Annotated in this window: 9 protein-coding genes; 3 read left to right on the top strand and 6 right to left on the bottom strand. The window is 70.7% G+C overall.

Annotated features, from left to right (window positions below):
- Positions 1-104 precede the first annotated feature (104 nt).
- Positions 105-7,586 carry a type I polyketide synthase gene (locus AB0M48_RS32510; protein ID WP_363849257.1) on the bottom strand — a complete coding sequence of 2,494 codons (7,482 nt, stop codon included), beginning with the start codon at positions 7,584-7,586 and terminating at the stop codon, positions 105-107.
- Between the two features lie 369 nt (positions 7,587-7,955).
- Between AB0M48_RS32510 and AB0M48_RS32505 the strand changes: the two genes are divergently transcribed.
- The 3 genes from AB0M48_RS32505 to AB0M48_RS32495 are packed head-to-tail and all read left to right on the top strand — an operon-like array spanning position 7,956 to position 19,284.
- On the top strand, positions 7,956-13,106 hold the full coding sequence (locus AB0M48_RS32505) for a type I polyketide synthase (protein WP_363849256.1): 5,151 nt from the start codon (positions 7,956-7,958) through the stop codon (positions 13,104-13,106).
- The gene (locus tag AB0M48_RS32500) at positions 13,106-18,370 is read left to right on the top strand and encodes an SDR family NAD(P)-dependent oxidoreductase (protein ID WP_363849254.1); all 5,265 of its coding nucleotides are present in this window, start codon (positions 13,106-13,108) and stop codon (positions 18,368-18,370) included. The genes AB0M48_RS32505 and AB0M48_RS32500 overlap by 1 nt, the downstream gene beginning before the upstream one ends.
- Positions 18,367-19,284 (top strand): acyltransferase domain-containing protein, encoded by a 918-nt coding sequence (locus tag AB0M48_RS32495; RefSeq protein ID WP_363849252.1) that lies wholly within the window; start codon positions 18,367-18,369, stop codon positions 19,282-19,284. The genes AB0M48_RS32500 and AB0M48_RS32495 overlap by 4 nt, the downstream gene beginning before the upstream one ends.
- Positions 19,285-19,294: 10 nt before the next feature.
- Here AB0M48_RS32495 and AB0M48_RS32490 read toward each other — a convergent pair whose 3' ends face one another.
- The 5 genes from AB0M48_RS32490 to AB0M48_RS32470 form a co-directional block, all read right to left on the bottom strand.
- Positions 19,295-20,074: a helix-turn-helix domain-containing protein gene (locus AB0M48_RS32490; protein WP_363849250.1), complete on the bottom strand. Its 780-nt coding sequence runs from the start codon at positions 20,072-20,074 to the stop codon at positions 19,295-19,297.
- A 117-nt stretch (positions 20,075-20,191) separates the two neighbouring features.
- Positions 20,192-20,890: a helix-turn-helix domain-containing protein gene (locus AB0M48_RS32485; protein WP_363849248.1), complete on the bottom strand. Its 699-nt coding sequence runs from the start codon at positions 20,888-20,890 to the stop codon at positions 20,192-20,194.
- Between the two features lie 129 nt (positions 20,891-21,019).
- The gene (locus AB0M48_RS32480; RefSeq protein WP_363849247.1) at positions 21,020-21,187 is read right to left on the bottom strand and encodes a helix-turn-helix transcriptional regulator; all 168 of its coding nucleotides are present in this window, start codon (positions 21,185-21,187) and stop codon (positions 21,020-21,022) included.
- 17 nt (positions 21,188-21,204) lie between these two features.
- Positions 21,205-21,684 (bottom strand): hypothetical protein, encoded by a 480-nt coding sequence (locus tag AB0M48_RS32475; protein ID WP_363849245.1) that lies wholly within the window; start codon positions 21,682-21,684, stop codon positions 21,205-21,207.
- A 290-nt stretch (positions 21,685-21,974) separates the two neighbouring features.
- Entirely contained in the window at positions 21,975-24,866 is a 2,892-nt protein-coding gene (locus AB0M48_RS32470; protein ID WP_363849243.1) for a BREX system ATP-binding domain-containing protein, read from the bottom strand.
- Positions 24,867-24,896: the final 30 nt, after the last annotated feature.

Here is a 24,896-nt window from a genome sequence, read left to right as displayed (position 1 = left end):
CCGGTGATTGTCCGGCCGAACACGGCTGGGCGTGCAGGCTTTGCCTGCACGCCCAGCCGTGTTCGTAGCTCGCGAACAGTCAGGCCCCGTTCGCGAGGAGGTAGTCACAGACCACCGGGCTCCTCTTCGGACACCCGGCTGTTCGCGGAGGAGCCGAACCGCAGCTCACCGTCGATGAGGTCGAAGAGCTCCTCATCGGTGGCGCCGTCGAGTTCGATGCCCGGCGAGGCGGGCTCCTGCCCGCCGAGACGGGCGAGCAACCGCTGCAGGTGCTCGATCACGTCCGGCACGAGATCGGGATCGGCGGTCATCGCCGGCTCGAGCCGGTTCAGGACAGCCAGGACGTCCTCGTCCTCACCGCGCAGTTCCTCGTGCAGGTGACGGGCGAGCGCCTCGGCGTTCGGGTGCTCGAACACGAGAGTCCTGGACAGCGTCAGGCCGGTCGCTGCGGCGAGCCTGGTGCGCAGCTCGACCGACATGAGCGAGTCGAAGCCGAGATCGCGCAACGCCTGGTCGGACGGGATCGCCTGTGGGTCGTTCTGACCCCGGACGGCCGCGGCCTCGCTCTTCACCAGATCCAGCAGGCGACCGCGGCGCTTGTCCGCGGGCAGGGCCGCCAGTTCTTGTCGCAGAGTCACATCACCGGCGAAGTCCACTTCGGACGTGACCACGAACTCGTCGAAGAGGCGGCGTTCGCGCGCGGAGGAGAACAGCGACGCGAACTTGTCGCGGTCGAGGTCCGCGACGGTCAACGCCGACTCATCGGCGGAGAGCGCCTCGTGCAAGGCTTGCAGCGCCAGTTCCGGTGCCAGCGCGCGCATGCCGGAACGGCCGAGCTTGGACGCGAGCGTGTCGTCCGCGCCCATACCGTCGCCGGCCCACATGCCCCATGCGATCGAGGTCGCACGATGTCCCTGCGAGCGCAGGCGATCGGCCAGTGCGTCGAGACAGGCGTTGGCCGCGGCGTACGCGCCCTGGCCGTTGCCGCCCCACACTCCCGCGGCGGAGGAGAACAGGACCGCCTCCTCGATCTGACCGGTGACGAGCAGGTCCTCCACCACCTGAGCGCCTGCGACCTTGGCCGCGAGCACGGTGGCGAGGTCCGACTCGGACGTCTCGGTCAGCGGCTGGGTCACGTTCACCCCGGCCGCGTGCACCACGGTGCGCACCGGTTGTCCTTCAGCCGCGAGTGAGAAGATCAGCTCCTTGACCGCGGTGCTGTCGGTGACGTCGCACGCTGCGGACGTCAGACGGACGCCCTGCGCGGCGAGGTCCGCGTGCAACGCTTCCTGCGCCGCACCTCGCCTGCTGGCCAGCACGACGTGCTCGGCACCTTCAGCCGCCAGCCAGCGGGTCAGGTGTGCGCCGAGAGCACCGGTGCCGCCGGTGATGAGGACGGTGCCTTCGGGGCGCCAACGGCGGGCAGGATCCTGGCGCAGCTGCGGAGCGGGAACGACCCGTCGTACCAGTACGTCCGCATCGCGCACCGCGAACTGGTCCTCGCCGGCCGGTCCGGCCAGCACGGCGAGCAGGCGGTCGACCGCACCGGCACCGGGGGTGGCGGGCAGGTCTACGAGACCGCCCCAAAACTCGGGCTGTTCCAGCGCCGCCACCTGGCCCAGGCCCCACACCTGTGCCTGCACGGGGTTGCGCACCGGGTCGTCTGCCGAGGTGCCCATCGCCTGCTCGGTGAGGAGCCAGAGAGGAGCGTGCAGGTCGCCGACCGCGTTGAGGAGCGCCAACGTCGAGCTGAGGCCGGTGGAGACACCCGACTCCTGGTGCTCGGCCAGGCCGAGCAGGGAGATGGTCCCGTCGACGCGACCGATCGCACGCAGCCGTGCGGCGAGGTCGTGGTGGTCGTCGACGAGCAGTTGGTGGACCCGCGCGCCGCAGGCGACCAACCCGGCGGCCAGCGCGCGCACCCAGGCCTGGCCGTGGCCGAGGTGAGCCACGACCAGCCAGGTACCCGCGGGCCGTGCGGTGGAGACGGCGGGAAGGGAGTTCCAGGCGACCTGGTAGCGCCAGTCCCGCGTGGCAGGAACGGCAGCGTTCTGCTGGACCGCCTCCGCCCAGTAGCGCTCGCGCTGGAAGGGATACGTCGGCAAGTCGATCGACGGCGTCCGCGCAACGCCGCACACGCGCGCCCAGTCCACTTCGAGCCCGCGAACGTGAGCGACAGCGAGCGCCGCGACGGCCGTGCGGGCTTCCGGGCGTTCGCGGCGCAGCAGTGGCGCGAACAGGCACTCGTCCGCCGACGCCAGGCCTGCGGAGCCGAGCGCGGTGAGCACCGCGTCAGGGCCCAGCTCCAGGAACGTGCGAACGCCCTCGGCGGCCAGAGTCGTGACGGCGTCGTGGAAACGCACCGCGTTCGCGGCGTGCCGCACCCAGTACTCCGCCGAGCGCAGATCGTCCTCGGTGATCAGTTGACCGGTCACCGTGGACACGATCGGGACGCGTGCGGGGGAGTAGGTCAGTTCGCTTGCGACGCGCCGGAACTCGTCGAGCATCGGCGTCATCAGCGGGGAGTGGAACGCGTGGCTCACGGCAAGGCGCTTCGTCGAACCGAAGTGCCGCGCCACGGCGAGAACCGCGTCCTCGGCGCCGGACAGCACCAGGGACTCGGGGCCGTTGATCGCCGCGATCGCCACGTCGCCGTCGAGCAGGGGAGCGACGTCTGCCTCCGCGGCTCGCACCGCGACCATGACGCCGCCGGTGGGCAGCGCCTGCATGAGCCGGCCGCGTGCGGTGACCAGACGACAGGCGTCCGGCAGGGACAGCACTCCGGCGACGTGCGCCACCGCGATCTCACCGATCGAGTGGCCGGCGAGGAAGTCGGGGGTCACGCCCCAGTCGTCCAGCAGGCGGTGGAGCGCGACTTCGATGGCGAACAGGGCAGGCTGTGCGAACTCCGTCTGGTTCAACCGGTCCGGGTCCTCCGCGATGATCCGCGGCAGGTCCGGGTCGAGGTGCGCGAAGCACTCCTTCAGCGCATCGGCGAACACCGGGTACGCCTCGGCCAGTGCGACGCCCATGCCGATCCGCTGACTTCCCTGTCCGGAGAACAGGAACGCGGTGCTACCGGTGGTGGTGTGACCGCGCACCACGCCGTCGGCCGGCCGGCCGGAGCCGAGCGCGGTCAGCGCCGGCAGGAGCTCGGTCGTGCCCTCGCCCAGAACGACAGCGCGTTCCCGCAGGGCCGTCCTGTTGTGTGCGAGCGCCGCGCCGATGACAGCGGGGGAGAGGTCGGTCCGGCGGCTCGCGAACTCGTGCAGCTGTGTCGCCTGGGCCCGCAGCGCGGCCGGGGTCGCGGCAGACACCGGCCAGGCGGTGATCGCCGGAGCGTCCACAACGGACACCGCGGGTGCGGTGTCTGCTTCTTCGATGATGACGTGGGCGTTGGTGCCGCTGATGCCGAACGCCGAAACAGCCGCACGGCGCGGCGATGCGCCAGCGGGCCACGGCTTCGCCTCGTCGAGGAGTCGCAGGGCACCGGAGGACCAGTCGACGTGTCCCGTCGATTCCGATGCGTGCAGCGTCTGGGGAAGCACGCCGTTCCGCATGGCCAGCACCATCTTGATCATGCCCGCGACACCGGCCGCCGCCTGGGCGTGGCCGATGTTCGACTTCAGCGACCCCAGCCACACCGGGTTCTCGGCCGACCGGGCACCGCCGTAGGTCTCCAGCAACGCCTGCGCCTCGATGGGGTCGCCCAGCACCGTGCCGGTGCCGTGGGCCTCCACCGCGTCGACGTCGCTCGCGGAGAGCCCGGCAGCGGACAGCGCCTCTCGGACGACCTCGACCTGTGCGCGGCCGTTGGGCGCGGTCAGACCGTTGCTGGCGCCGTCGGAGTTGATGGCGCTGCCGCGGAGCACGGCGAGCACCGGGTGCCCGTTGCGTCGCGCCTCAGAGAGCCGCTCCAACAGCATCAGGCCGGCACCTTCACCCCACGCGGTGCCGTCGGCGTTCGCGGAGAACGGCTTGCAACGGCCGTCCGGGGCGAGTCCACCCTGCTTCTCGAACTCCACGAACATGCCAGGGGTGGCCATGACCGTCGCGCCACCGGCGAGGGCGAGTGTGCACTCGCCGGCCTGGATCGACCGCGCGGCCGTGTGCACGGCCACCAGCGAGGAGGAGCACGCGGTGTCCAGGGTGATGGCAGGACCTCGCAGCCCGAAGGTGTAGGAGATGCGGCCCGAGGCCACGCTCGCGGCGCCACCGGTCAGCAGGTGACCGGCCAGCTCCTCGGACGGGGCGTGCATGCGCGGCCCGTAGTCCTGCGCCATCATCCCGGCGAAGACGCCGGTCCGGCTGCCGCGCAACGACGACGCGTCGAGGCCGGCCCGTTCGAAGACCTCCCAGGCCAGTTCCAGCAGCAGTCGCTGCTGGGGATCCATCGCGGCGGCCTCACGGGGCGAGATGCCGAACAGCTCGGCGTCGAAGTCGCCCGCACCGTGCAGGAAACCGCCGCGGGCCGTGGCGATCCGCACCGGGTGGTCCAGGTTCCAGCCGCGGTCGTCCGGGAGTTCGCTCGTCAGGTCGGCTCCCTCGAGCAGCAGCTGCCACAGCTGCTCCGGGGAGTCGGCACCGGGCAGCCGGCAGGCCATCGCGACGATGGCGACCGGGTCGTCGTCCTGGGCCTTCTCGGTGACGGGTGCCGTGGTGGCGGGAGCGCTGTCGCCGCTCAGCCGGACGCGCAGAGCGTCGGCCAGCTGGGAGGGACTCGGGTGGTCGTAGACCGCTCCGGAAGGCAGCTTCGCGCCGGTGGCGTCGTTGAGCCGGCCGCGGAGTTCGACGGCCATGCGCGAGTCCAGACCCATTTCCTTGAAGGTCAGGTCCGGGTCGACGGCGGCAGCGTCCGCATGCCCGAGAACGATCGCGGTGTGCGCCCGGACGAGCCTGAGCAGCTGTCGTCCGTTCGTCGAGGGCTTCTCGGGAACGACCTCGTCGTGCTCCACCATGACCGTTGCGGGGGCTGACGGTGCCGGGCGGGCACCGGAGTTCTGGAGCCAGAACGAACGTCGCTGGAACGGGTAGGTGGGCAACCGCAGTCTGGCCCCCGAGGGGAGTGCCTGCTGCCAGTCGACCGCGATTCCGTTGGTGTGCAACGAAGCTGCGGAGCTGAGCACGCGTACCCAGCCCCCGTCGTCGCGGCGGAGGGTCTCGGCGACGACCGGCTCGGCGCCGACCGCCTCCGCGGTCTCCGCCACCGCACCGGTGAGGACCGGGTGCGGGCTGATCTCGACGAAGACCGAGTGGCCTTCGTCGAGCAAGGTCGCGACGGTGGGAGCCAGCAGAACGGGCCGGCGCAGGTTGTCGTACCAGTAGCCGGCATCCAGCGAACGCGAGACCAGCTCCCCGGTGACGGTGGAGTAGAACGCGATCTCCGGTTCGCGCGCAGTGATGTCACTCAGGTCGTGCAGCAGCTGCTCCCGCACCGCTTCCACTGCGGCGCAGTGAGATGCGTAGTCGACGTCGATCCGGCGCGCCCGGCCGCCTTCGTGACGGCACGCCGCCACGAAGGCCTCGACGTCCTCGATGGGGCCGCACACGACGGTGGAGGTCGGGCTGTTGAGCGCGGCGACCTCGAGCCGTTCGGTGAGTCGTGAGCGGACCTCAGCCTCGGGCAGCGCCACCACGGCCATCGTGCCGGTACCGGCCAGCACCGTGAGAGCGCGGGACCGCAGAGCGACGATCTTCGCCGCGTCCTCGAGGGTCAGAGCACCCGCCACGCAGGCAGCGGCGATCTCGCCCTGGGAGTGGCCCACGACCGCGTCGGGACACACGCCGAGGGACTGCCACAGTGCGGCGAGCGACACCATGACCGCGAAGAGCGCCGGTTGGACCACGTCGACGCGGTCGAGTCCTTCTCCGTCCCGCAGGACGTCGTGCAGCGACCAGTCCGTGAACGGCGCCAGCGCCCCCGCGCACTCGTCGATCCTGGCGCGGAACACGGGCGAGGACTCCAGGAGTGCGGCCGCCATGCCGGCCCACTGGGACCCCTGGCCGGGGAAGACGAAGACCGTCCTGCCGGGCGTGCGGGCCTGTCCCTCGACCGTCCGCCCGTCGGGCAGCCCGTCCGCGACCGCGTGCAGCGACCGCAGCAGGTCCTCACGGGTGGCGGCGATCGTGACGGCGCGGTTCCGGAAGGACGTGCGGGTGGTGGCGGCGGCGCGGGCGATGTCGGCGAGGCCGACGTCCGGTGTGGCGTCGAGGAAGGAGGCGAGCTGGGAGGCCTGGACGCGCAGGGCCTGCTCCGTCCGGCCCGACAGCAGGACCGGGACGGCGTCGACCTGCTCGTCGGACTGTCCGGGCGGAGCGGGCGTGGGGGCCGAGGCGAGAACGACGTGGCAGTTCGTCCCGCCCATGCCGAACGAGCTGACGCCAGCGAGGCGTGCGCCGGCTTCCGGCCAGAGTTCCGTGGTGGTGACCATGCGCAGGCCGAGTTCGGTGAGCGGGATGGCCGGGTTGGGGCGGTCGTGGTTGAGGCTGGGCGGGATCACCCCGTGCTCCAGGCTCAGCGCGGTCTTGATGAGACCGAGGATGCCGCCGGCGCCTTCGAGGTGACCGATGTTGGTCTTGACGGAGCCGACGAGCAGAGGTCCGGCCCCGGCGCGGACCGCGCCCAGCGCCGTCGCCTCCAGCGGGTCACCGACCGGGGTGCCCGAGCCGTGCAGTTCGACGTACTGGAGGTCGGTGGGCGCCACGCCGGCGTCGGCACAGGCCGCGCGCACGACCTCGGCCTGGGCTTCGGCACTGGGCACCGTGAGCCCGACGGTGGAGCCGTCGTTGTTGACCGCGCCGCCCAGGAGCACGCAGTGCACCAGGTCGCCGTCCGCGAGCGCACGCTCCAGCGGCTTCAGCACCACCACACCAGCGCCCTCACCACGCACGAAGCCGTTGGCGCGTTCATCGAAGGTGAAGCACCGTCCGTCGTCGGACAGCCCGCCGAACCGCGACGCGGTGACAGCACCGGCGCGCAGCAGGTTCAGGTTCACCCCCGCGACGATGGCGAGTTCGGACTCCCCGGCGCGCACGCTGGTGGCGGCCAGGTGCACCGCGACCAGGGAGGAGGACTGGGCGGTGTCGACCGTCATGCTGGGACCGCGCAGGCCCAGCGTGTAGGAGACGCGGTTGGCGATGACGGCGCGCTGGGTTCCGGTCATGGTGGTGCCGGAAATGGTGCTCTCGTCCGTGTGGCTGAGGATCGCGTAGTCGTCGCGCAGCGCGCCGACGAACACACCGACGTTCCTGCCGCTCAGCGTCGCGGGCACGATGCCCGCGTCCTCCAGCGCCGTCCAGGAGAGCTCGAGGACGAGGCGCTGCTGGGGATCCATCGCGGCGGCCTCACGCGGTGAGATTCCGAAGAACTCGGCGTCGAAATCCGCGACGTCGTCCACGAAGCCGCCGAGCCGCGCGTCCTGCGGCGCGGTTCCGGTGTCCCAGCGATCTGACGGCACGGCGGAGATGGCGTCCTCACCGGACCGGAGCAGCCGCCAGAAGTCCTGGAGATCGCGAGCGCCGGGTGCTCGGCACGCCATCCCCACAACGGCGATGGCTGCGCGCGGGTAGAGCTGACCGGCGTTCATCAATTGACCCCCGTGGATCTGTCGTCAGCGGTGTGAATCGATGAAAGACCACAGTGCGCCGCAATGGCGAACGACTGTTCCGGTTTTCGGAACTTCGTCACTCGGCTGCTGAATTGGATTCCGCTGTGTCGGGCGTCTCACCGCAGGTGTACCGGAAAACGGAACGCTCGCTTCGGGCGGAGAGCGTGGAGCTTCTAACTTCCTTGAGGCACACCCCCTGCCGAGTCACTGCGGAATGTGATGCCGCTCAAATCGATCGGAAGCGCCCTCGCGAGCGCAGCCGCAGTGACGCCGGGACCGCGGACCTCGTCCTCTCGGACCCGTTCGGGTTTCACGAAGCGCAGTTCGAGCAGAAGAAGGTGACATCCGATGACCGACGAGAACAAGCTCCGCGACTACCTCAAGCGAGCGACGACCAACCTCCGGCAGGCGCGCGAACAGCTCAAGGCCGCCGAGGATCGCAACCACGAGCCCATCGCGATCATCGGCATGGCCTGCCGCTACCCCGGTGACGTCGCGAGCCCGGAGGCCCTGTGGGACCTCGTGCGCGAGGGCCGTGACGCGATCAGCGAGTTCCCCTCCGACCGCGGGTGGGACGTCGGCTACGACCCGGACGGCCAGACGCCCGGCACGACCAGCACCCGCAGTGGTGGCTTCCTGGCCGACGCGGCCGGCTTCGACGCCGACTTCTTCGGCATCAGCCCCCGCGAGGCCCTCGGGATGGACCCCCAGCAGAGGCTGCTGGTCGAGGTCGCCTGGGAGGCGCTCGAACGGTCGGGCCTCGTTCCCCAGAGGCTGCGCGGCAGCGAGACCGGCGTGTTCGTGGGCGTGGTGCACAACGACTACGAGTCGCTGCTGCGAGGGGTGCGGGAGACCGAGGGGTATCTGCTCACCGGCAACGCCACCAGTGTCGCGTCCGGTCGCATCGCCTACACGCTCGGCCTGCGCGGTCCGGCCCTCACGATCGACACCGCCTGTTCCTCGTCCCTGGTCGCCATCCACGAAGCCGCGAACTCCCTGCGCTCCGGCGAATGCGGGCTCGCACTGGCCGGTGGCGCCACGGTGATCTCCACGCCGGGCACCTTCGTCGAGTTCAGCCGGCAGCGCGGCCTCGCGGCCGACGGCCGGTGCAAGTCCTTCGCCGCAGCCGCCGACGGCACCGGGTGGAGCGAGGGCGTCGGAGTCGTGGTGCTGGAGCGGCTCAGCGACGCCATCGCCAACGGCCACTTCGTGCACGCGGTCGTCCGCGGTTCCGCGATCAACTCCGACGGCGCCAGCAACGGACTCACCGCGCCCAGCGGTCCCGCCCAGGAAGCGGTGATCCGCCAGGCGTGCGCGAACGCCAGGCTGACCACGGCGGACGTGGACGTGGTGGAAGCGCACGGCACGGGCACCACGCTCGGTGACCCGATCGAGGCGCGCGCCCTCGCAGCCACCTACGGCAAGCGCCGCGAGCACCCGCTGTGGCTGGGCTCGCTCAAGTCCAACATCGGCCACTCGCAGGCCGCCGCGGGCGTCGGTGGCGTCATCAAGATGGTGCAGGCACTGCGCAACAGCGAGCTTCCCCGCACGCTGCACGTCGACCGGCCGACGCCGGACGTCGACTGGTCAGGGGTCTCGTTGCTGACCGGCAACGTGTCCTGGCCCCGGACGGACCGGCCCCGGCGCGCAGGCGTGTCGTCCTTCGGCATCAGCGGCACCAACGCCCACCTGATCCTCGAAGAGGCGCCCGAGCAGACGCCGTCCACCACGGAGACGACGCTTCCCGCCGTGCCGTTCGTCCTGTCGGCCAAGACCGACGAAGCGCTCCGGGCGCAGGCGGACGAGCTGCGCGCGTTCCTGACCGGCCACCCCGAGACCGGGCTCACCGACATCGCCGCCGCGCTGGCCACCACGCGAACGCACTTCGCCCGCCGGGCAGGCTTCGCGGCCGCCACCAGCGAGGAGGCCGTGGACAAACTGGCACGCCTCGTGCCGGCCGGCCGTGACGGCAAGCTCGCGTTCCTGTTCTCCGGACAGGGCTCTCAGCGCCTGGGCATGGGCGCCGGCCTCTACGAGAGGTTCCCCGTCTTCGCCAAGGCGCTCGACGAGGTCTGCGGACAGCTCGACGTCGACGTCAAGGCCGTGATGTTCGGCGACGACGCCGAAATGCTGAACCGGACCGGCTTCACCCAGCCCGCGCTCTTCGCGTTCGAGACCGCCCTCCACCGGCTGCTCGAAGACTTCGGCGTGGTCCCCGACCACGTCATGGGCCACTCGATCGGCGAGATCACCGCTGCCCACGTGGCTGGCGTGCTGTCGCTGACCGACGCCTGCAAGCTCGTATCCGCTCGTGCGCGGCTCATGCAGTCCCTGCCCACCGGCGGTGCGATGCTCGCCGTGCAGGCCGGCGAGGACGACATCGACCTGACCGGTCTGGAGGACCAGGTCTCGATCGCCGCGATCAACGGTGAGCGCTCGATCGTGCTCTCCGGTGCCGAGGACGCGGTGGCACGCCTGGAGGAGAAGTACCGCGCCGACGGCCGCCGGATGACCCGGCTGAAGGTCAGTCACGCCTTCCACTCGCCGCTGATGGAGCCCGTGCTCGACGAGTTCGCGAACGTCCTGCGCACCATCGAGCACTCCGCCCCGGTCATCCCGCTGGTCTCCAACGTCACCGGCCGTCCCGTCACGGCCGCGGACCTGGCGGACCCGCGCTACTGGGTCGGCCACGCCCGCGGCGCCGTGCGGTTCTACGACAGCGTCCGGCAGCTCGCCGACGACGGTGTCACGACCTTCGTGGAGATCGGTCCGAGCGCTGTGCTGATGCCGCTTGCCGCAGCCGCCACGGACGGCACCGTCATCGCCACCGGCATGCCGGGGCACACCGAGGACGTCAGCGTGATCGCGGCGCTGGCCCAGATCCACGCGAACGGCCACGACGTGGCGTGGGACCGGCTCTTCCCGGCGCGTTCCGCAGCGCCGCAGGGCCTTCCCGTCTACCAGTTCCAGCACCAGCGCTTCTGGTCCGCCGCGCAGGCACCCGCCGGTGCGGCCACCACCTTCGGCCAGGACGCGTCCGACCACCCGCTGGTGCGCAGCATCGTCGAGCTGCCGGACGGCACGACCGTGTTCACCGGTGTGCTGGCCATCGACATCCCGAACTGGTTGCCGGACCACTGCGTGCACGGCAAGCCGATCCTGCCCGGCACCACGTTCGTCGACATGACCCTGTGGGCCGCGCGTCAGCTCGGGTACAACCGCATCGACGAGATCAACCACCACGTGTTCGTCTCCGGCGAACCGGGCCGCGTCCGCCAGCTGCGGCTGGTGGTCGAGCCCGCCGACGAGGCCGGTCTGCGCGCCTTCACCGTCCACTCCCGGTTCACCGACGAAGCGCACGGTGAGTGGATCCACCACGCCACGGGTGCTCTCGCAGCCGACGGCGCATCCCCGAGGCCGATCGACGTCAAGTGGCCGCCGGCCGCCGCCGAGGTCATCCCGATCGAAGGGTTCTACGAGCGGCTGGCCGAGGCTGGTCTCGGCTACGGGCCGTACTTCACCGGCATCAGGGCCGGCTGGCAGGGCGACGGCGTCCGGTACGCCGAGGTCTCCCTGCATGAAGGCGCGGACCTGAGCACCTACGGCATCCACCCCGCGTTGCTCGACGCCACGCTGCAGCTCGCCGCGGTCGGCTCCGAGCCGGGCTCCGAGCACCAGGTGCGCGTTCCGTTCGCCTGGTCCGGCGTCACGCTGCACAGCACCGGCGTCAAGTCGGTGCGCGTGCGACTGACCCAGCAGGGCACGGACACGATGGCCATCGACATCACCGATCCCGAGGGCAACCCGGTCGCGACGGTCGACTCGATCACCCTGCGCCCGGTGTCGTCGGAGCAGCTGCGGGCGTCCACCTCCACCCGAGGCGGTCTGCTGCACCAGCTCGACTGGCAGCCCGTGCCGACCGGCGCCGCCGGTGACGTCCCGCCGGTGGTGCGGATCAGCACGACGGGCACCGATCCCGTCGCCGAGGCACACGAGGTGCTGCACCACGCACTGCGCACCGTGCAGGAGACAGACGGCTCAATCGTCCTGCACACCACCGACGCGGTGTTCACCGAGCAGGTGGACGTCGCCGCGGCTTCGGTGTGGGGACTGATCAGGTCCGCCCAGTCTGAGCACCCCGGCCGCTTCGTGCTGGTCGACGGTGCCGACGACGAGGCGTTCCAGCGGGTGCTTCCCGCCGCGGTCGCCACCGGCGAGCCGCAGCTGGCGGTGCGCGACGGACGAGTTCACGTGCCCCGGCTGACCAACGCCCACCCCGGTACCGGCCGGACGGTCCTCGACCCCGAGGGCACCGTCCTCATCACCGGTGGCTCCGGCGGCCTCGGGCGTCTGCTGGCCCGCCACCTCGTGGTGCGGCACGACGCCCGGCACCTGCTCCTGCTGAGCAGGCGCGGCGAGGCCGCGGACGGTGCGGCCGAGCTGAAGGCCCAGCTCGCCGAACTCGGTGCCACCGCGACCTTCGCGGCCTGCGACGCCGCCGACCGTGACGCGCTGGCGGGTGTGCTGGCCGCGATCCCGGCGGAACACCCGCTCACCGCGGTAGTGCACGCGGCGGGCGTCGTCGACGACGGTGTCGTCAGCGACCTGACGCCCGAGCGCGTCGACGCCGTGCTGCGTCCCAAGGTCGACGCCGCCTGGTATCTGCACGAGCTGACCAAGGACAGCGACCTGCGCTCGTTCGTGCTGTTCTCCTCGGCGTCCGGCCTGCTCGGCCTGCCGGGACAGGCGGCGTACGCGGCGGCGAACACGTTCCTCGACGCGCTGGCACACCTGCGTCACGGGGCAGGACTGCCCGCGACGTCGCTGGCCTGGGGACCGTGGGCCGGCACGGAGCAGGACGGCGGCATGGCCGCCCGGCTGAGCGACGTCGACCGGAACCGGTTGCTGCGCCTCGGTGTCGTGCCGATCAGCGGCGAGGAAGGGCTGGGGCTGTTCGACGACGCCGTCGCCTCGGACGCCGCGGTCCTGGTGCCGGCCCGGTTCTCGGTGCCGCAGGACGGAACGGCGGCCCCGGTGCTGCGCGGCTTCGTCCGCACCAGACCGGCGAAGGCGGCCAAGCCGGTGGCGGCTGACCGCGCCGATCTGGCCGCGACCCTGGCAGCGGCTCCCGCCGAGGACCGCGTCGACATCGTGCTGGCGGTGGTTCGCGAGCACGTCAGTGCCGTGCTCGGCCACACGACGCCGGGCTCGGTGGAACCGCAGCGCGGCTTCATGGAGATCGGGTTCGACTCGCTCACCGCGCTGGAACTGCGCAACCGCCTCAACTCCGCGACGAAGCTGAAGCTGCCCGCCACGGCCCTCTTCGACTACTCGTCGCCGAAGGCGCTGGCGGAGCACCTGGTCGGCACGCTGTGCGCCGACCTCACCGAACCGGTCGTGGAAGAAGCGGCCGCGGCGCGCTCCCTGGCCGACGACCTCGAGTCGTCCACCGACGACGAACTGCTGGCATTCCTCGACCGCGAATTCGGAGTTTCCTGATGAGCAACGACGACAAGCTCCGGTCCGCGGTCAAGAAGCTGGCCGTCGACCTGTTCGAGACGAGGGAGGAACTCCGCGCGGTCAAGAACCGTGCGGAGGAACCGATCGCCATCGTCGGCATGGCGTGCCGCTACGCCGGTGGCGTCCGGTCTCCCGAGGACCTCTGGCGGGCCCTCATGGACGAGCGCGACGCCACCAGCGAGTTCCCCGAGGACCGCGGCTGGGACCTCGAGTCGCTGTACGACCCGGATCCCTCGAAGTCCGGTCACAGCTACACCCGGCGAGGTGGCTTCCTCGACGGCGTCGCCGACTTCGACGCACCGTTCTTCGGCATCGCGCCGAAGGAGGCGCTGGCGATGGATCCCCAGCAGCGGCTGCTGCTGGAGACCTCCTGGGAGGCGCTGGAGCACGGCGGCCTGGACCCGCGTGCGTTGCGCGGCAGTGAGGTCGGCGTGTTCGTGGGCGAGATGTACCACGACTACGGGCCGCCGTCGCACCTCGCGCCGTCCAACGTCGAAGGTCAGCTCACGATCGGCATCGCGGGCAGCGTCGCCTCCGGGCGCATCTCCTACCTGCTCGGCTTCGAGGGGCCGACGTTCACCGTCGACACCGCGTGCTCGTCCTCGCTCGTGACGCTGCACCTGGCCGCCAAGGCGTTGCGGTCGGGCGAGTGCTCGATGGCGCTCGCCGGTGGCGTGACCGTGATGGCCACGCCGGGCTCGTTCACCGAGTTCAGCCGGCAGCGCGCGCTGTCGCCGGATGGCCGCTGCAAGCCGTTCTCGGCTGACGCGGACGGTGTGGCGTGGGGCGAAGGTGCGGGAATGCTCCTGCTCGAACGACTCTCCGACGCGCAGGCGAACGGGCACCCGGTGCTCGCGGTGGTCCGCGGTTCCGCGATGAACTCCGACGGCGCCAGCAGCGGGCTCACCGCACCGAGCGGTCCCGCCCAGCAGCGGGTCATCCGGTCGGCCCTGGCGTCCGCCGGGCTGACCAGCGACCAGATCGACGCGGTGGAGGCGCACGGCACCGGCACGCCGCTGGGCGACTCCATCGAGGTCCAGGCGCTCGACGCGGTGTACGGAGGCGACCGGGACAGGCCGATGTGGCTCGGGTCGCTGAAGTCCAACTTCGGCCACACCCAGGCCGCGGCCGGGGTGGCAGGCGTGATCAAGACGGTGCAGGCCATGCGCCACGGCGTGCTGCCCCGCACCCTGCACATCAGCAAGCCCACCCCGCTCATCGACTGGTCCACCAGTCCGGTGCGCCTGGTCACCGAGGCGACCGCGTGGCCGCGCGGCGACGAACCCCGCCGCGCCGGTGTGTCGGCGTTCGCGATCAGCGGCGCCAACGCACACGTCGTGTTGGAGGAGGCACCGGCTGCCGATCCGGTGCCGCCGTTCGAGCGCGTGTCGACACCCTGGGTCCTGTCCGCGGAAACCGCTGAGGCACTGCGACTTCAGGCCGCGCGTCTGCGCGAACACCTGATGCGCCATCCCGAGCTGCACCCAGGCGATGTGGCCGTGTCGCTGGCGAGGCGAACGCGGTTCAAGCACCGTGCGCTCGTGCGGGGCGGGCAGCTCGCCGGCCTGGACGCCGTCGCTGCGGGGGAGGAGAAGGCCGGGGTCACCACTGGCGCCGCCGGATCCGCTCCGCTGCAGTTGATCTTCTCCGGCGCGGCGCCTTCCGCGATCGGACGCGACCTCTACGACGCGCATCCTGTGTTCGCGCAGGCGTTCGACGAGGTCTGCCAGGCGTTCGGTCAGCCGCGGGAGGAGCTCCAGCGGGCGACCGGACCCGCCGCGCTGTTCGCGTTGCAGGTGGCGCAGTTCCGGCTGGTCCGCTCCTGGGGAGTGAAGCCGGACGTGGTGCACGGCGAAGGCGCCGGCGAGCTCGTCGCCGCGCACGTGGCCGGTCTCCTGTCCCTGCCGGACGCGGTGCGGCACGTCACCGCGTTGAGCAAGGGCGAAAGCTTGTCCTACGAACGGCCTCAGTTCCCACTGGCGCGCGATGTCACCAGCGCGGCGGGGTGGACGGCCGCAGCCGAGGACGCGGCCGCCACCCGGTTGGAGCTCGGAGCGGCCTGCCCCGACCGCGAAAGCCTGTTGTCGGCAGTGGGGGCGCTCGTCGTCGCGGGTGCTGAGGTCGATCTGGTCGCCGCATTCGCCGGCTCGGGAACCACGGTTCCGTTGCCCACCTACGCCTTCCAGCGGCGCCGCTACTGGATCGACAGCGGCGCAGCCACCAACGCCGCGTCGCAGACCTCGGTCGTCGACCTCGCGACCGGTGGCAGCGTGCACACCAGCCACGTGTCGCCAGGACGCCAGAGCTGGCTCGCCGACCACGAGGTGGGCGGTGAGGTCGTGGTGCCCGGCACCGCGTTGCTGGACATGGTCCTGCGGACGGGAGCCGAGCGGATCGAGGAGATCGTCTTCGCCGCTCCTGTCGTCGCACCGGCAGAGGTGCAGCTGCACGTGTCCACAGTGGATGATCGGGGTGAGAGCTCTGTCGTGGTGTCCGCGCGGGCTTCCGGCAAGTCGCCGTGGACCGAGCACGCCCGCGCCAGGGTGACGACGCCGGCGGAGGCTCCCGCCGCGCTGGCGGAATGGCCCCCCGCCGGTGCCGAGCAGGTCGAGATCGCGGAGCTGCACGACCGGCTGGCCGATCGCGGCCTGGTCTACGGTCCTGCCTTCCGCGGCCTCGAAGGGTTGTGGCACAAGGACGACGAGCTGTTCGTCGACGTGCGCCTGCCCGTCGCCGCGGGGGAGCACGTGCTGCACCCGGCGCTGCTCGACGCGGCGCTGCACCCACTTGCCGTCGGCTACCTGCTGGCGGACACCGCGGGCACGCGGCTGCCGTTCGCGTGGAAGGGTGCGCAGGTGCACACCCCCGGCGCCACGGCGCTTCGCGTGCGGATGACGAAGACCGGTGCCGATTCGGTGTCGGTGTCCGCCTGGGACACCAGGGGCAAGCCCGTGTTCACGGCGGACGAGTTGGTCGCGCGGCCGGTCAGCCTCGCCGCGAACGACGTGCTGCACCAGGTCGAGTGGGTACCGGCGACCCCGGTCCCCGCGGCCTCCTTCGTGCGACTGGACGACGTCGTGTCATCCGCCGCGGAGGGCAGTTCCGTGCCCGGCCGAGTGCGTTCGGCGCTGGAAGAGATCAGTGCTTTCACACGGCGGTGGCTGAACGAGAACGACGACCCGCTGGTCCTGGTGAGCAGCGAGGTCGAGAGCGACCCGGTGCGCAGCGCGGTCTGGGGCCTGTTGCGGTCCGTGCAGACCGAGCACCCCGGCCGGATCCAGTTGGTCGACACCGACGGGGACGTCGTGCTCGCCGACGACCGCCAGGTCGTGGTGAGGAACGGCCGGCCGTTCGTCCCGCAGCTCCGCAAGGCGGCGGCCAGTCCGGTGCCGGCGTGGCGGGGTGGCACCCTGCTGGTCACCGGTGCCGGTGGCGTCGTCGGCTCCACGCTGGCTCGGCACGCTGTCCGGAACCACGGGGTCGACCGGCTCGTGCTGGTCAGCCGTCGCGGTGCGGAGTCACCCGAGATGCGGGCGATCGCCGCGGAACTGCGCGATCTGGGCGCCTCCGTGGCCGTCGAGGCCTGTGACGCCGGTGATCGCGACCAGGTCGCCGTGCTGCTCAAGTGCATCTCGGACCTGCGCGGTGTCGTGCACGCGGCCGGAACGACGTCCGACGCGGTGTTCGAGCGTCTCACCGCGGAGGACTTCGAACGGGTGCTGTCCTCGAAGGTGGACGCGGTGTCGGCCCTCGACGAGTTGACCCGCGACCACGACCTGGACTGGTTCGTCGTCTGCTCCTCCGCAGCGGGCTGGTGGGGGACCGCCGGCCAGGCGAACTACGCCGCGGCCAACGCGTGCGTGGACGCCCTCGTCCGCCGCAGGCGCACGGCCGGACTGCCGGGCATCTCGCTCGCGTGGGGGCTGTGGGCAGAGCAGGGGGCGCTCGGTGCTCATCTGAACGACGTGGATCTGCGACGTCTCGCCCGCGGCGGTGTGCTCCCGTTGGCGACCGAGGACGCTCTGTCGGCCTTCGACAACGCGCTGGGGTCCGCTGAGGCGGTTCTCCTGCCGGTGCGGCTGGCTCCGGCCGGTGCGTCCGCGCGGCCCGCCAGCGAGTCCACTTCGGCCCGTGCCCGCGTCACCACGAGCGAGCCCAGGTTGAGCGGTCTCGGCGACGGCGACCTCATCGCGGCGATCACGGACATGGTCGCCGATGCGCTCGGCCACCGCGTCGAGGACGTGTCGCCGGACGTCGCCTTGCTCCAGATGGGGTTGAACTCGCTCACCGCGCTGGAACTGAGGAACGAGCTGGAGCGGGCCTCCGGCATCTCGATCCCGTTGGCGACTCTCTTCGACCACCCGACGCCGCAGAGCCTGGCCAAGTACCTGCGCACCCGGTGCGAGGCGACTTCGACCGTCACCGCCTCCACGCCGGCTCCGACGTCGATGGCGGGCAAAACCGTCCTGATCACCGGTGCGACCGGTGGCCTGGGCCGGTTGTTCGCCGAGACGGTGGCGTCCGCCGGCGCGAACCTCGTGCTGACCGGGCGGAACGGCGCGGCACTGGCCGAGGTCGTGGAGTCCGCGCGGCTGCTGGGTGCCGAGGTCGTCCACGACACCGCGGACATCATGGACGAGGCCGGTGTGGCCTCCGTGGTGCGCCGGGCCGTCGAGACGTTCGGCTCGGTGGACGTGCTGGTCAACAACGCCGGTGTCGCAGGCCCGGTGGGGCCGTTGTGGGAGACCGACGAGGACGAGTGGTGGCGCGCCATGGAGGTCAACCTGCGCGGCACCCTGAAGGTCTGCCGTTCCGTGCTGCCCGGCATGGTCGAGCGGGGTGCGGGCCGCATCGTCAACATCGTCAGCTCCGCGGGCAGGCACCGCTGGCCCAGCGCGTCGTCCTACTCGGTGTCGAAGGCCGCCGTGATCAAGGTGGCGGACAACCTGGGCCCGGAGCTGCTCGGCACCGGCGTCTCGGTGTTCAGCTACCACCCCGGCCTGGTCGACCTGGGCATCACGAAGCAGGCCATGGACCTCGGGCCCACCGGTGACAGGTGGGGCGACCAGATGCGCGACTGGCTGAGCGAGCAGCGCGACCAGGGGCGGTTCGCCTCACCAGAGCGTGCTGCGGAGATGCTGGTGTTGCTGGCTTCCGGAACGGCGGATGCGTTGTCAGGCCGCTACCTGACGCCTGAGGACGACATCGAGTCCATGCTGCGGCAGCAGGGTGGGACCTCATGACCCGGCCGGTGTTCCTCTTCCCCGGCCACGGCGGCTACCTGCCGGGCGGACTGTGCGAGTTCACGGACGACTTCGCGGGGCTCCCGTCGGTGCTGGAGCGGATCGACGCCGCCTCCAGCGCCACGGGCGGGCCCGGTATCGCCGACCTGCTCACCGACCGCGCGGCGCCGACGCTGCGAAGCCTCGTCGACGACGATCCGGGCAGGCTCCACCTGGCGATGTTCGCGACCGAGATGTGCGTGCACGACATCTACACCCGCTGCTGGGGTCTGTCGCCGGCGTTGCTGATGGGCCACGGTTCCGGCGAGTTCGCCGCTCTCGTCGCAGCCGGATGCCTGTCGCTGGAGGACGGCGTCCGCCTGGTCGTCGCGCGGGACGAGGCGTTGCTGAAGTCCGGTGCGCCCAAAGGCGGCATGGTCGAGCTGCGCACCGGGCGACAGCGTGCCGGCCTCCTGCTCGAGGGGCTGGCCGGCCACGGCGGCGTGCTCGCGGTCGACAACGGCGCGGACCAGGTCGTCGTGTCAGGTCCGTTCGAGACGTTGCGGCGTTTGGAAGATCTCGCCGCCGCGACGAACGTCGAAGCGACCGGGCTGCACGTGCCCTACCCGTTCCACAACGCGATGCTGGACGAGGCCGCCTCGCTGTTCGCCGCGGTGGTCGACACGGTCACCTGTCACGCGCCGCGAACCCCCGTCCACTCACCGGTGCTGGGACGGCGGGTCGAACGGCCGGCGGACGTCCGCGCGGTCCTCGCCCGGCACCTGGTGAGTCCGGTCGGATTCCTCGATGCCCTGCGGACGTTGTCAGCACAGGGACACCACGTCTATGTGGAGTGCGGGGCGAAGGCCGTGCTGACGAACCTGGTGCGTTCCGCTCAGGCCGAAGAACCACGTGTCCTGACCGGTGTGGCCTGACGCGCGGTGCTCAGCTCGCTCCTCGATCACTCGTCATGCCGGTGAGTCGCGTGGTGGCCAAGGCGGCCGCCATGGTGGCGACCCTGCGCAGCGCGATGGTCGTACGCGGGAGGTCGAGCTGTCCGGGGCAGGCGACGCCGATCGCCACGTAGGGCATCTGGCCGCCGATGCGCACCGGCACGGCCATCGCGGAACCACCGTGCGCCGCGTCCTTGGTCACGATCGCCATGTCTCGCTCGCGCACGGTGCGCAGGTCGAGCATCAGCTGCTCCGGGCGGGCGCTTGCCGTCGCCGCGAACTCGCCGATGCGCTCGGGGAGGTCGGGCCTGAACGCGAGCAGGGCCCGTCCAGTGGCCGTGCTCGCCGCCGGGTGCAGCAGCGGCTGGCGTTGCACGTACTCGGTCAGGTCATGGCGGTAGAGCAGCTCGACGTAGCGAACCTGGGTCCCGCTGAGGACACCCAGGGCGACGACGCCGCGGGTGCGGTCCTGCAACTCGATCAGGAGGGGTTTGAAGAGGCGGCGCAGTCGTTCGGCCCTCGCCTGCTCGCTGCGCTGGGTGATGTCGAAGAGGTGGTCACCGAGCACGAAGCCGCCCTCGGAGGGGGTCACGAGGTTCAGGTCGGCCAGCACACCGAGCACGCGGTGGACAGACGACTTGGGCTGTCCACAACGCCGGGCGAGGTCGGACAGCGAAATCGCACGATCGGCGCCGGCGAGCTCCTCGATCAACGCGAGAGCCTTGCGCAGAGGACCACCTGGTGCGTTCCGGGCCTCTGACAGCGGATCCACGAACACGGCTCCATTCGATTGGGCACTGCGGGAATGCTCCGTTCGGCACACCGCCGTCGTCCGGCCTGAAACGGCCGTTCGCCGGCCCGCCGGAGAGGTGCGGATGCAGCGAGCGGATCAGTTCGCCCGTGCCAGATCAGCGAGTACGGATGCGCTCGAACGAGAGCAGCGCAGCAGGGCGGAACGCATGGTGCGGACGGTGCGCTTGAGGGCGGCAACGGTGAAGTCCACGTTGAGCGTCTTCGCCGGTCCCCAGACACCGATCGCCATGCGGGGGAGGCGGTGGTCGGCGGCCAGGGAAGCAGCGATGCAGATCACGCCGTCGTACAGCTCGCCGTTCGCGACCACTACGGCGTCCGGGTTGCGGGATCGCAGGGCGCGGCCTATCGCGGTGCAGTGCACGGGAAGCATCGTGGGCACACGTTGCCCGAGGTGCAGGTGTCGCATGTCGTACTGCACGTCGATCTGCCGGACGTGCGGTCCTGACAGGATTCCAGTGCTGACGACACCGCCCGTCATCTCCCTCAGATCGAGGATGTGCGGAGTCAGCGTGGTCTTCAGCGCGCGGTCGACCCGTGCCCGCGCGCTGTCGTCGATCAGGTCGAACAGGCCGTCGCCGAGCTCGTACCCGCCCGACGTGCGCCGGACGAGGCCCGACTCGGTCAACGCGTCCATCATCCGGTGCAGGGAGGACTTCGGCAGACCGGACGCGCGCGCCAGTTCTGCGAGAGTCCTTCTCCCCGACCCGGACAACAGCTCGATGAGCTCAAAAGCCTTCTTGACCGGGCGACCGTGCACGGCCTCCGCACTGGACAAAGGTTCTCCTCCTGCGGCACGTGGCTTGTCGGCATGCTGAGCGGCCGGTGGCAAGAACCACTGTGCGCCAGAACGAGGCACCGGGCACTGCGGAGAACCGCAGTGTGCGGTGTGCTCTGCCCGACAGGGTCACGTCCGCGAGACGAAACCCGCGAGTGCGGAGGACAGCTGGGTTCGGCGGCGCACCCCGAGCTTGCGGTAGATGTTCGTGAGGTGGAACTCGATCGTGCGGCGGGAGACGTTCAACTTGTGCGCGATCTCGTCGTTCGAGTTCCCTTCGATTACCAGGCCGGCCACGCGGTACTCGTGTGGTGTCAGAGAGAGCGCGTCGGTCCGGGATCGGACGGCACGACCTTCGTCGGCTCCGAGGACTGCGGGACTTGGGCTACCTGCGGGATGCCGGTCGCCATGGCCGCGAGTCGTTCTCCCGGCTCCACGACGACCCCGCACTGCTCGCCGAGCATTCTCGCCTCTGCGAGGTGTCGCTGTGCGGCGTCGCGCTGTCCCTTCTCCCATCGTGTGATCGCGAGTTCCAGCAGCACTTGTGCGTGCAGCATCCGCGCTGGCGACTTCCTCAGCAGTGAATCGGCCTCGGTCAGCCACGGAGCGGCGGCCGTACCACCGGTCACGATGCCCACGGTCAGCAGCGCGCGGCCGATGACGGTCGGCGCGCCCCACTCGCGTGCCAGTTCGAGATCCTGCAGTGCCAGATCGAGCGCGGGCTGACGTTGTCCGAGCCGGAGCCTGGCCAGCGCCGCGTGAGAGCGCCAGGGACGCACAGCCGGACTGCCCATGCCCCACACTTCTTCCCGGTGAGCAGCTGGGGACCATCGCGGATGTCCTGCGGCGCGGACTCCGCGGCGGTGCCGGGCCTCGCCGCGGTGAACGACACCGCAACGACGAGGCTGCAGGAGCCTGACCGGTGTTCTCCGATGCGTCACGCCGGGTTCCGGAAGAACGTCGGCTCTCCGAGCCGGGGAATTGCGCCTGTGGACGCACATGTCGGGCTCGTGGGCCGCGCTGTGGCAAGTTCCGGGCACTGCGGGAGAACCGCAGTGCCCGGTGTGCCCGCTTCCTGGAGACGTCACCTCCGCGGGATGAAGCCCGCCAGTGCGGAGGACAGCTGGGTTCGCCGACGTACGCCCAGCTTGCGGTAGATGTTCGTGAGGTGGAACTCGACGGTGCGCCGCGAGACGTTCAGCTTGTGCCCGACCTCGTCGTTCGAGTTCCCTTCGAGCACCAAAGTGGCGACGCGGCACTCGTGCGGTGTCAGCGCGAGCGCGCCGAGTCGAGGGGCAGGTGGCACGACGTGCGTCGGTTCGACTGGGTGCGGGACCGGTGTGCGTGGTCTGCCGTCAGAGGTCGAGCCGGCGAGCCGCTTTCCCGGTTCCACGATGACGCCGCACTGCTGGCCCAGTGCCTTCGCTTCCGCGAGGTGTTGCCGGGCGGCTTCGCGTTGGCCTTTCTCCCACCGCGTGGCAGCGAGTTCCAGCAGTACCTGTGCGCGCAGCATCCGCGCGGACGACCGGCGCAGCACCGAGTCGGCCTCGTTCAGCCACGGGGCAGCGGCGGCGCCGCCGGTCACGATGCCCACGGTCAGCAGCGCACGACCGATCACGGTCGGCGCACCCCACTCCCGCGCCAGCTTCAGCTCCTGCAGCGCCAGGTCGAGAGCGGGCTTTGGCTGTCCGAGCCGGAAGTGTGCCAGCGCCGCGAAGGACCGCCAGGGGCGCACCGCCGGACTGCCCCGGCCCCAGGCCAGGAACCGCTCACCGCACTCGAGCTGGTCGGCGAGCGCTCCCTCGCAGTCACCGAGCTCCATGCGCAAAGCGCCCCTGGCGTGCAACAGAGCGGTGTGGTGCCAACTCAGTGGCAGTTCTCTGGACCTGCCGAACGGCTGAAGCGCCTTCTCCGTCGCGTCGAGGTGGCCGAGCGCCAGCTGAGCGCGAACCCAGGCGTCGACGGCGTAGACGTGTCCCAAGTGGTCAGCGGGGAGCTTCGCGGTTCGCGCCGCGGACAACGCGAGTTCCGCGTCCGCAGCCGCCTCTGTGAAGGACCCTCGGTGGTGGTGCGCCCGCGATCGGAGCGAGTGACCGAGCAGGACGATCAACGTCAGCCCTTGCCGATGAGCTTCGAGCAGGATCTCGTCGCAGTGGCGCACCGCGAGCTCCGCCTCATCGGCGCGAAGGAGGGCGTTGAGCACTCCGAACATCCGTTGCGGGTGCTGCAATATGGCGGTCGTACCGCCGGACAGCGCCGCGAGCGCGGCCTTGCGGCACTGCGCCAGGTCGACGCCCCGGTTGCTGGTGTCTTCGGCGATCAGCCCCGCCAGCCTTCGGCCGTGCTCGTCACCGCGGCGCCACTCCTGCTCGTCGAACCGGCGCAAGTCCACCTGCACGGCCCTCGGGTCACGGGACGGCACGGTGATCCGTTCCAGCAGGCGCACCACGTCGACAGCTGCGGGGATCTTCGGTCCGATCTCGGTAATGGTCCGGTGCAGCACCTCGCTCGCACTGTCGTACGCACCGTCGAAGTAGAGGATCTCCGCGAGCTGGCAAGCGGCCGCGAGGATCTCCTCCGGATCGTCCAGCCCGATCATCCCCTCCTCGAGGTGCACCACGGCCATCCGCGGGTCGAAGTAGGTCTCGGCCAGGCCGAGCCGCAGCAGCAGGTCCTTCCTCTGCGTGACGGAGAGCTCCTCGTCAAGAGCCCTGGCGAGGAGCTGTGCACCGAAGCGGGCATCGCCCTCGGCGATCACGGTGTCGGCGGCGGTGCGCAGGGCCTGCACCGCCCAAGCCCCCAACCGGGAGGGCGTTCGCAGGACATGGCGTGCCACGAGAAGAGCGGGTGCCCGCGTGTGGTGCAGGAACCGCGCGGCCTCGGCGTGCAGCTCCTCGCGCTCCCGGTATCCGATCGCGCTCTCGATCGTGTTCTTGATCACCCGGTGCGCGAACGTCAGTTCGCCCTCCGGTGTGAGCACCCCCATCCCTTCCAACTGCTGCACTCGATCGGCGGCCTCGCCGTTGCTGATGTCCATGACGGCGGTCAGGAGGGTCAGGTCGGCCGGCTCCACGACCGCGATCGCCTTGGCGAGCTCGACGAGTTCGGGTGACTGGCGGTTGAGCCGTGCGAGCAGCGACTGGCCGAGTTTCTCGCATTCGGGGCGGAGCAGGTCGTTCGCGACGTTCTCGTCCGGCGGTATCGATCGCTCCCGCATCACCCCCAGGATGTGACGCGTCACCGTGGGGCAGCCGCCGGTGGCGTCGAGGAAGGCCTGGGCGAACTTCTCATCCGGCGTTCGCCCGAGCATTCGCTCGGTGAGCAACACGACGTTCTGCGCGGTGAAGAACGCGAGCTTCATGCGCTCGGCGTAGATCTCCAGCTCCGCGATCAGCAGGGAATCGGTCGGCCGGATCCCGGGTGTGCGGGTCATCAGCATCACGATCGGGAGCTTGACGACGCGGTGGACGAGGTAGTTCAGCCAGCGCAACGACGGCACGTCCGTCCATTGCACGTCGTCGATGACCAGACAGAGCGGTGCGCACTGTGCGAACTCGGCCGTGAGACGGTAAAGATCCCGAATCGCCCGGTGGACCTGGAGCTCGTCGAAGTCGTCCACCTCGGCGGTGAGGTGCCCCGCGATGAGGTCGTACTCGTGCGGTGTGGCTTTGCCGTTCCGGCAGTGGGGCAGCTCGTCGCGCAGGTGGTCGAAGAGCTGCTGGACGACGGCGAAGGGCATTTCCCGCTCCATCAGCGAGGCTTTCGCACGGCAGACCACGAAGCCGCGCTCGTGGGCGAGCTCGCACGCCACGTCCAAGAGGGCGGTCTTGCCGATACCGGGTGTGCCCTCCACCAGGAGCGTGGAGGGTGTCGCGCCCTTCGCCGATTCGAGAGCATCGATGATGCGTTCCAACTCCGCACCGCGGCCCACGAGGGTGGCACTGCTGCCCGGATGTTGGTAGGCGTCCGCGACCATTATCGCTCCGTAGTTGTCAACTAAGCCATT

It is taken from the genome of Lentzea sp. NPDC051208 (genome assembly GCF_040682435.1).
Lineage (GTDB): Bacteria > Actinomycetota > Actinomycetes > Mycobacteriales > Pseudonocardiaceae > Lentzea > Lentzea kristufekii.
Note: the sequence above shows the minus strand (reverse complement) of the source record. Positions and strands in the feature narration are given on the sequence as shown.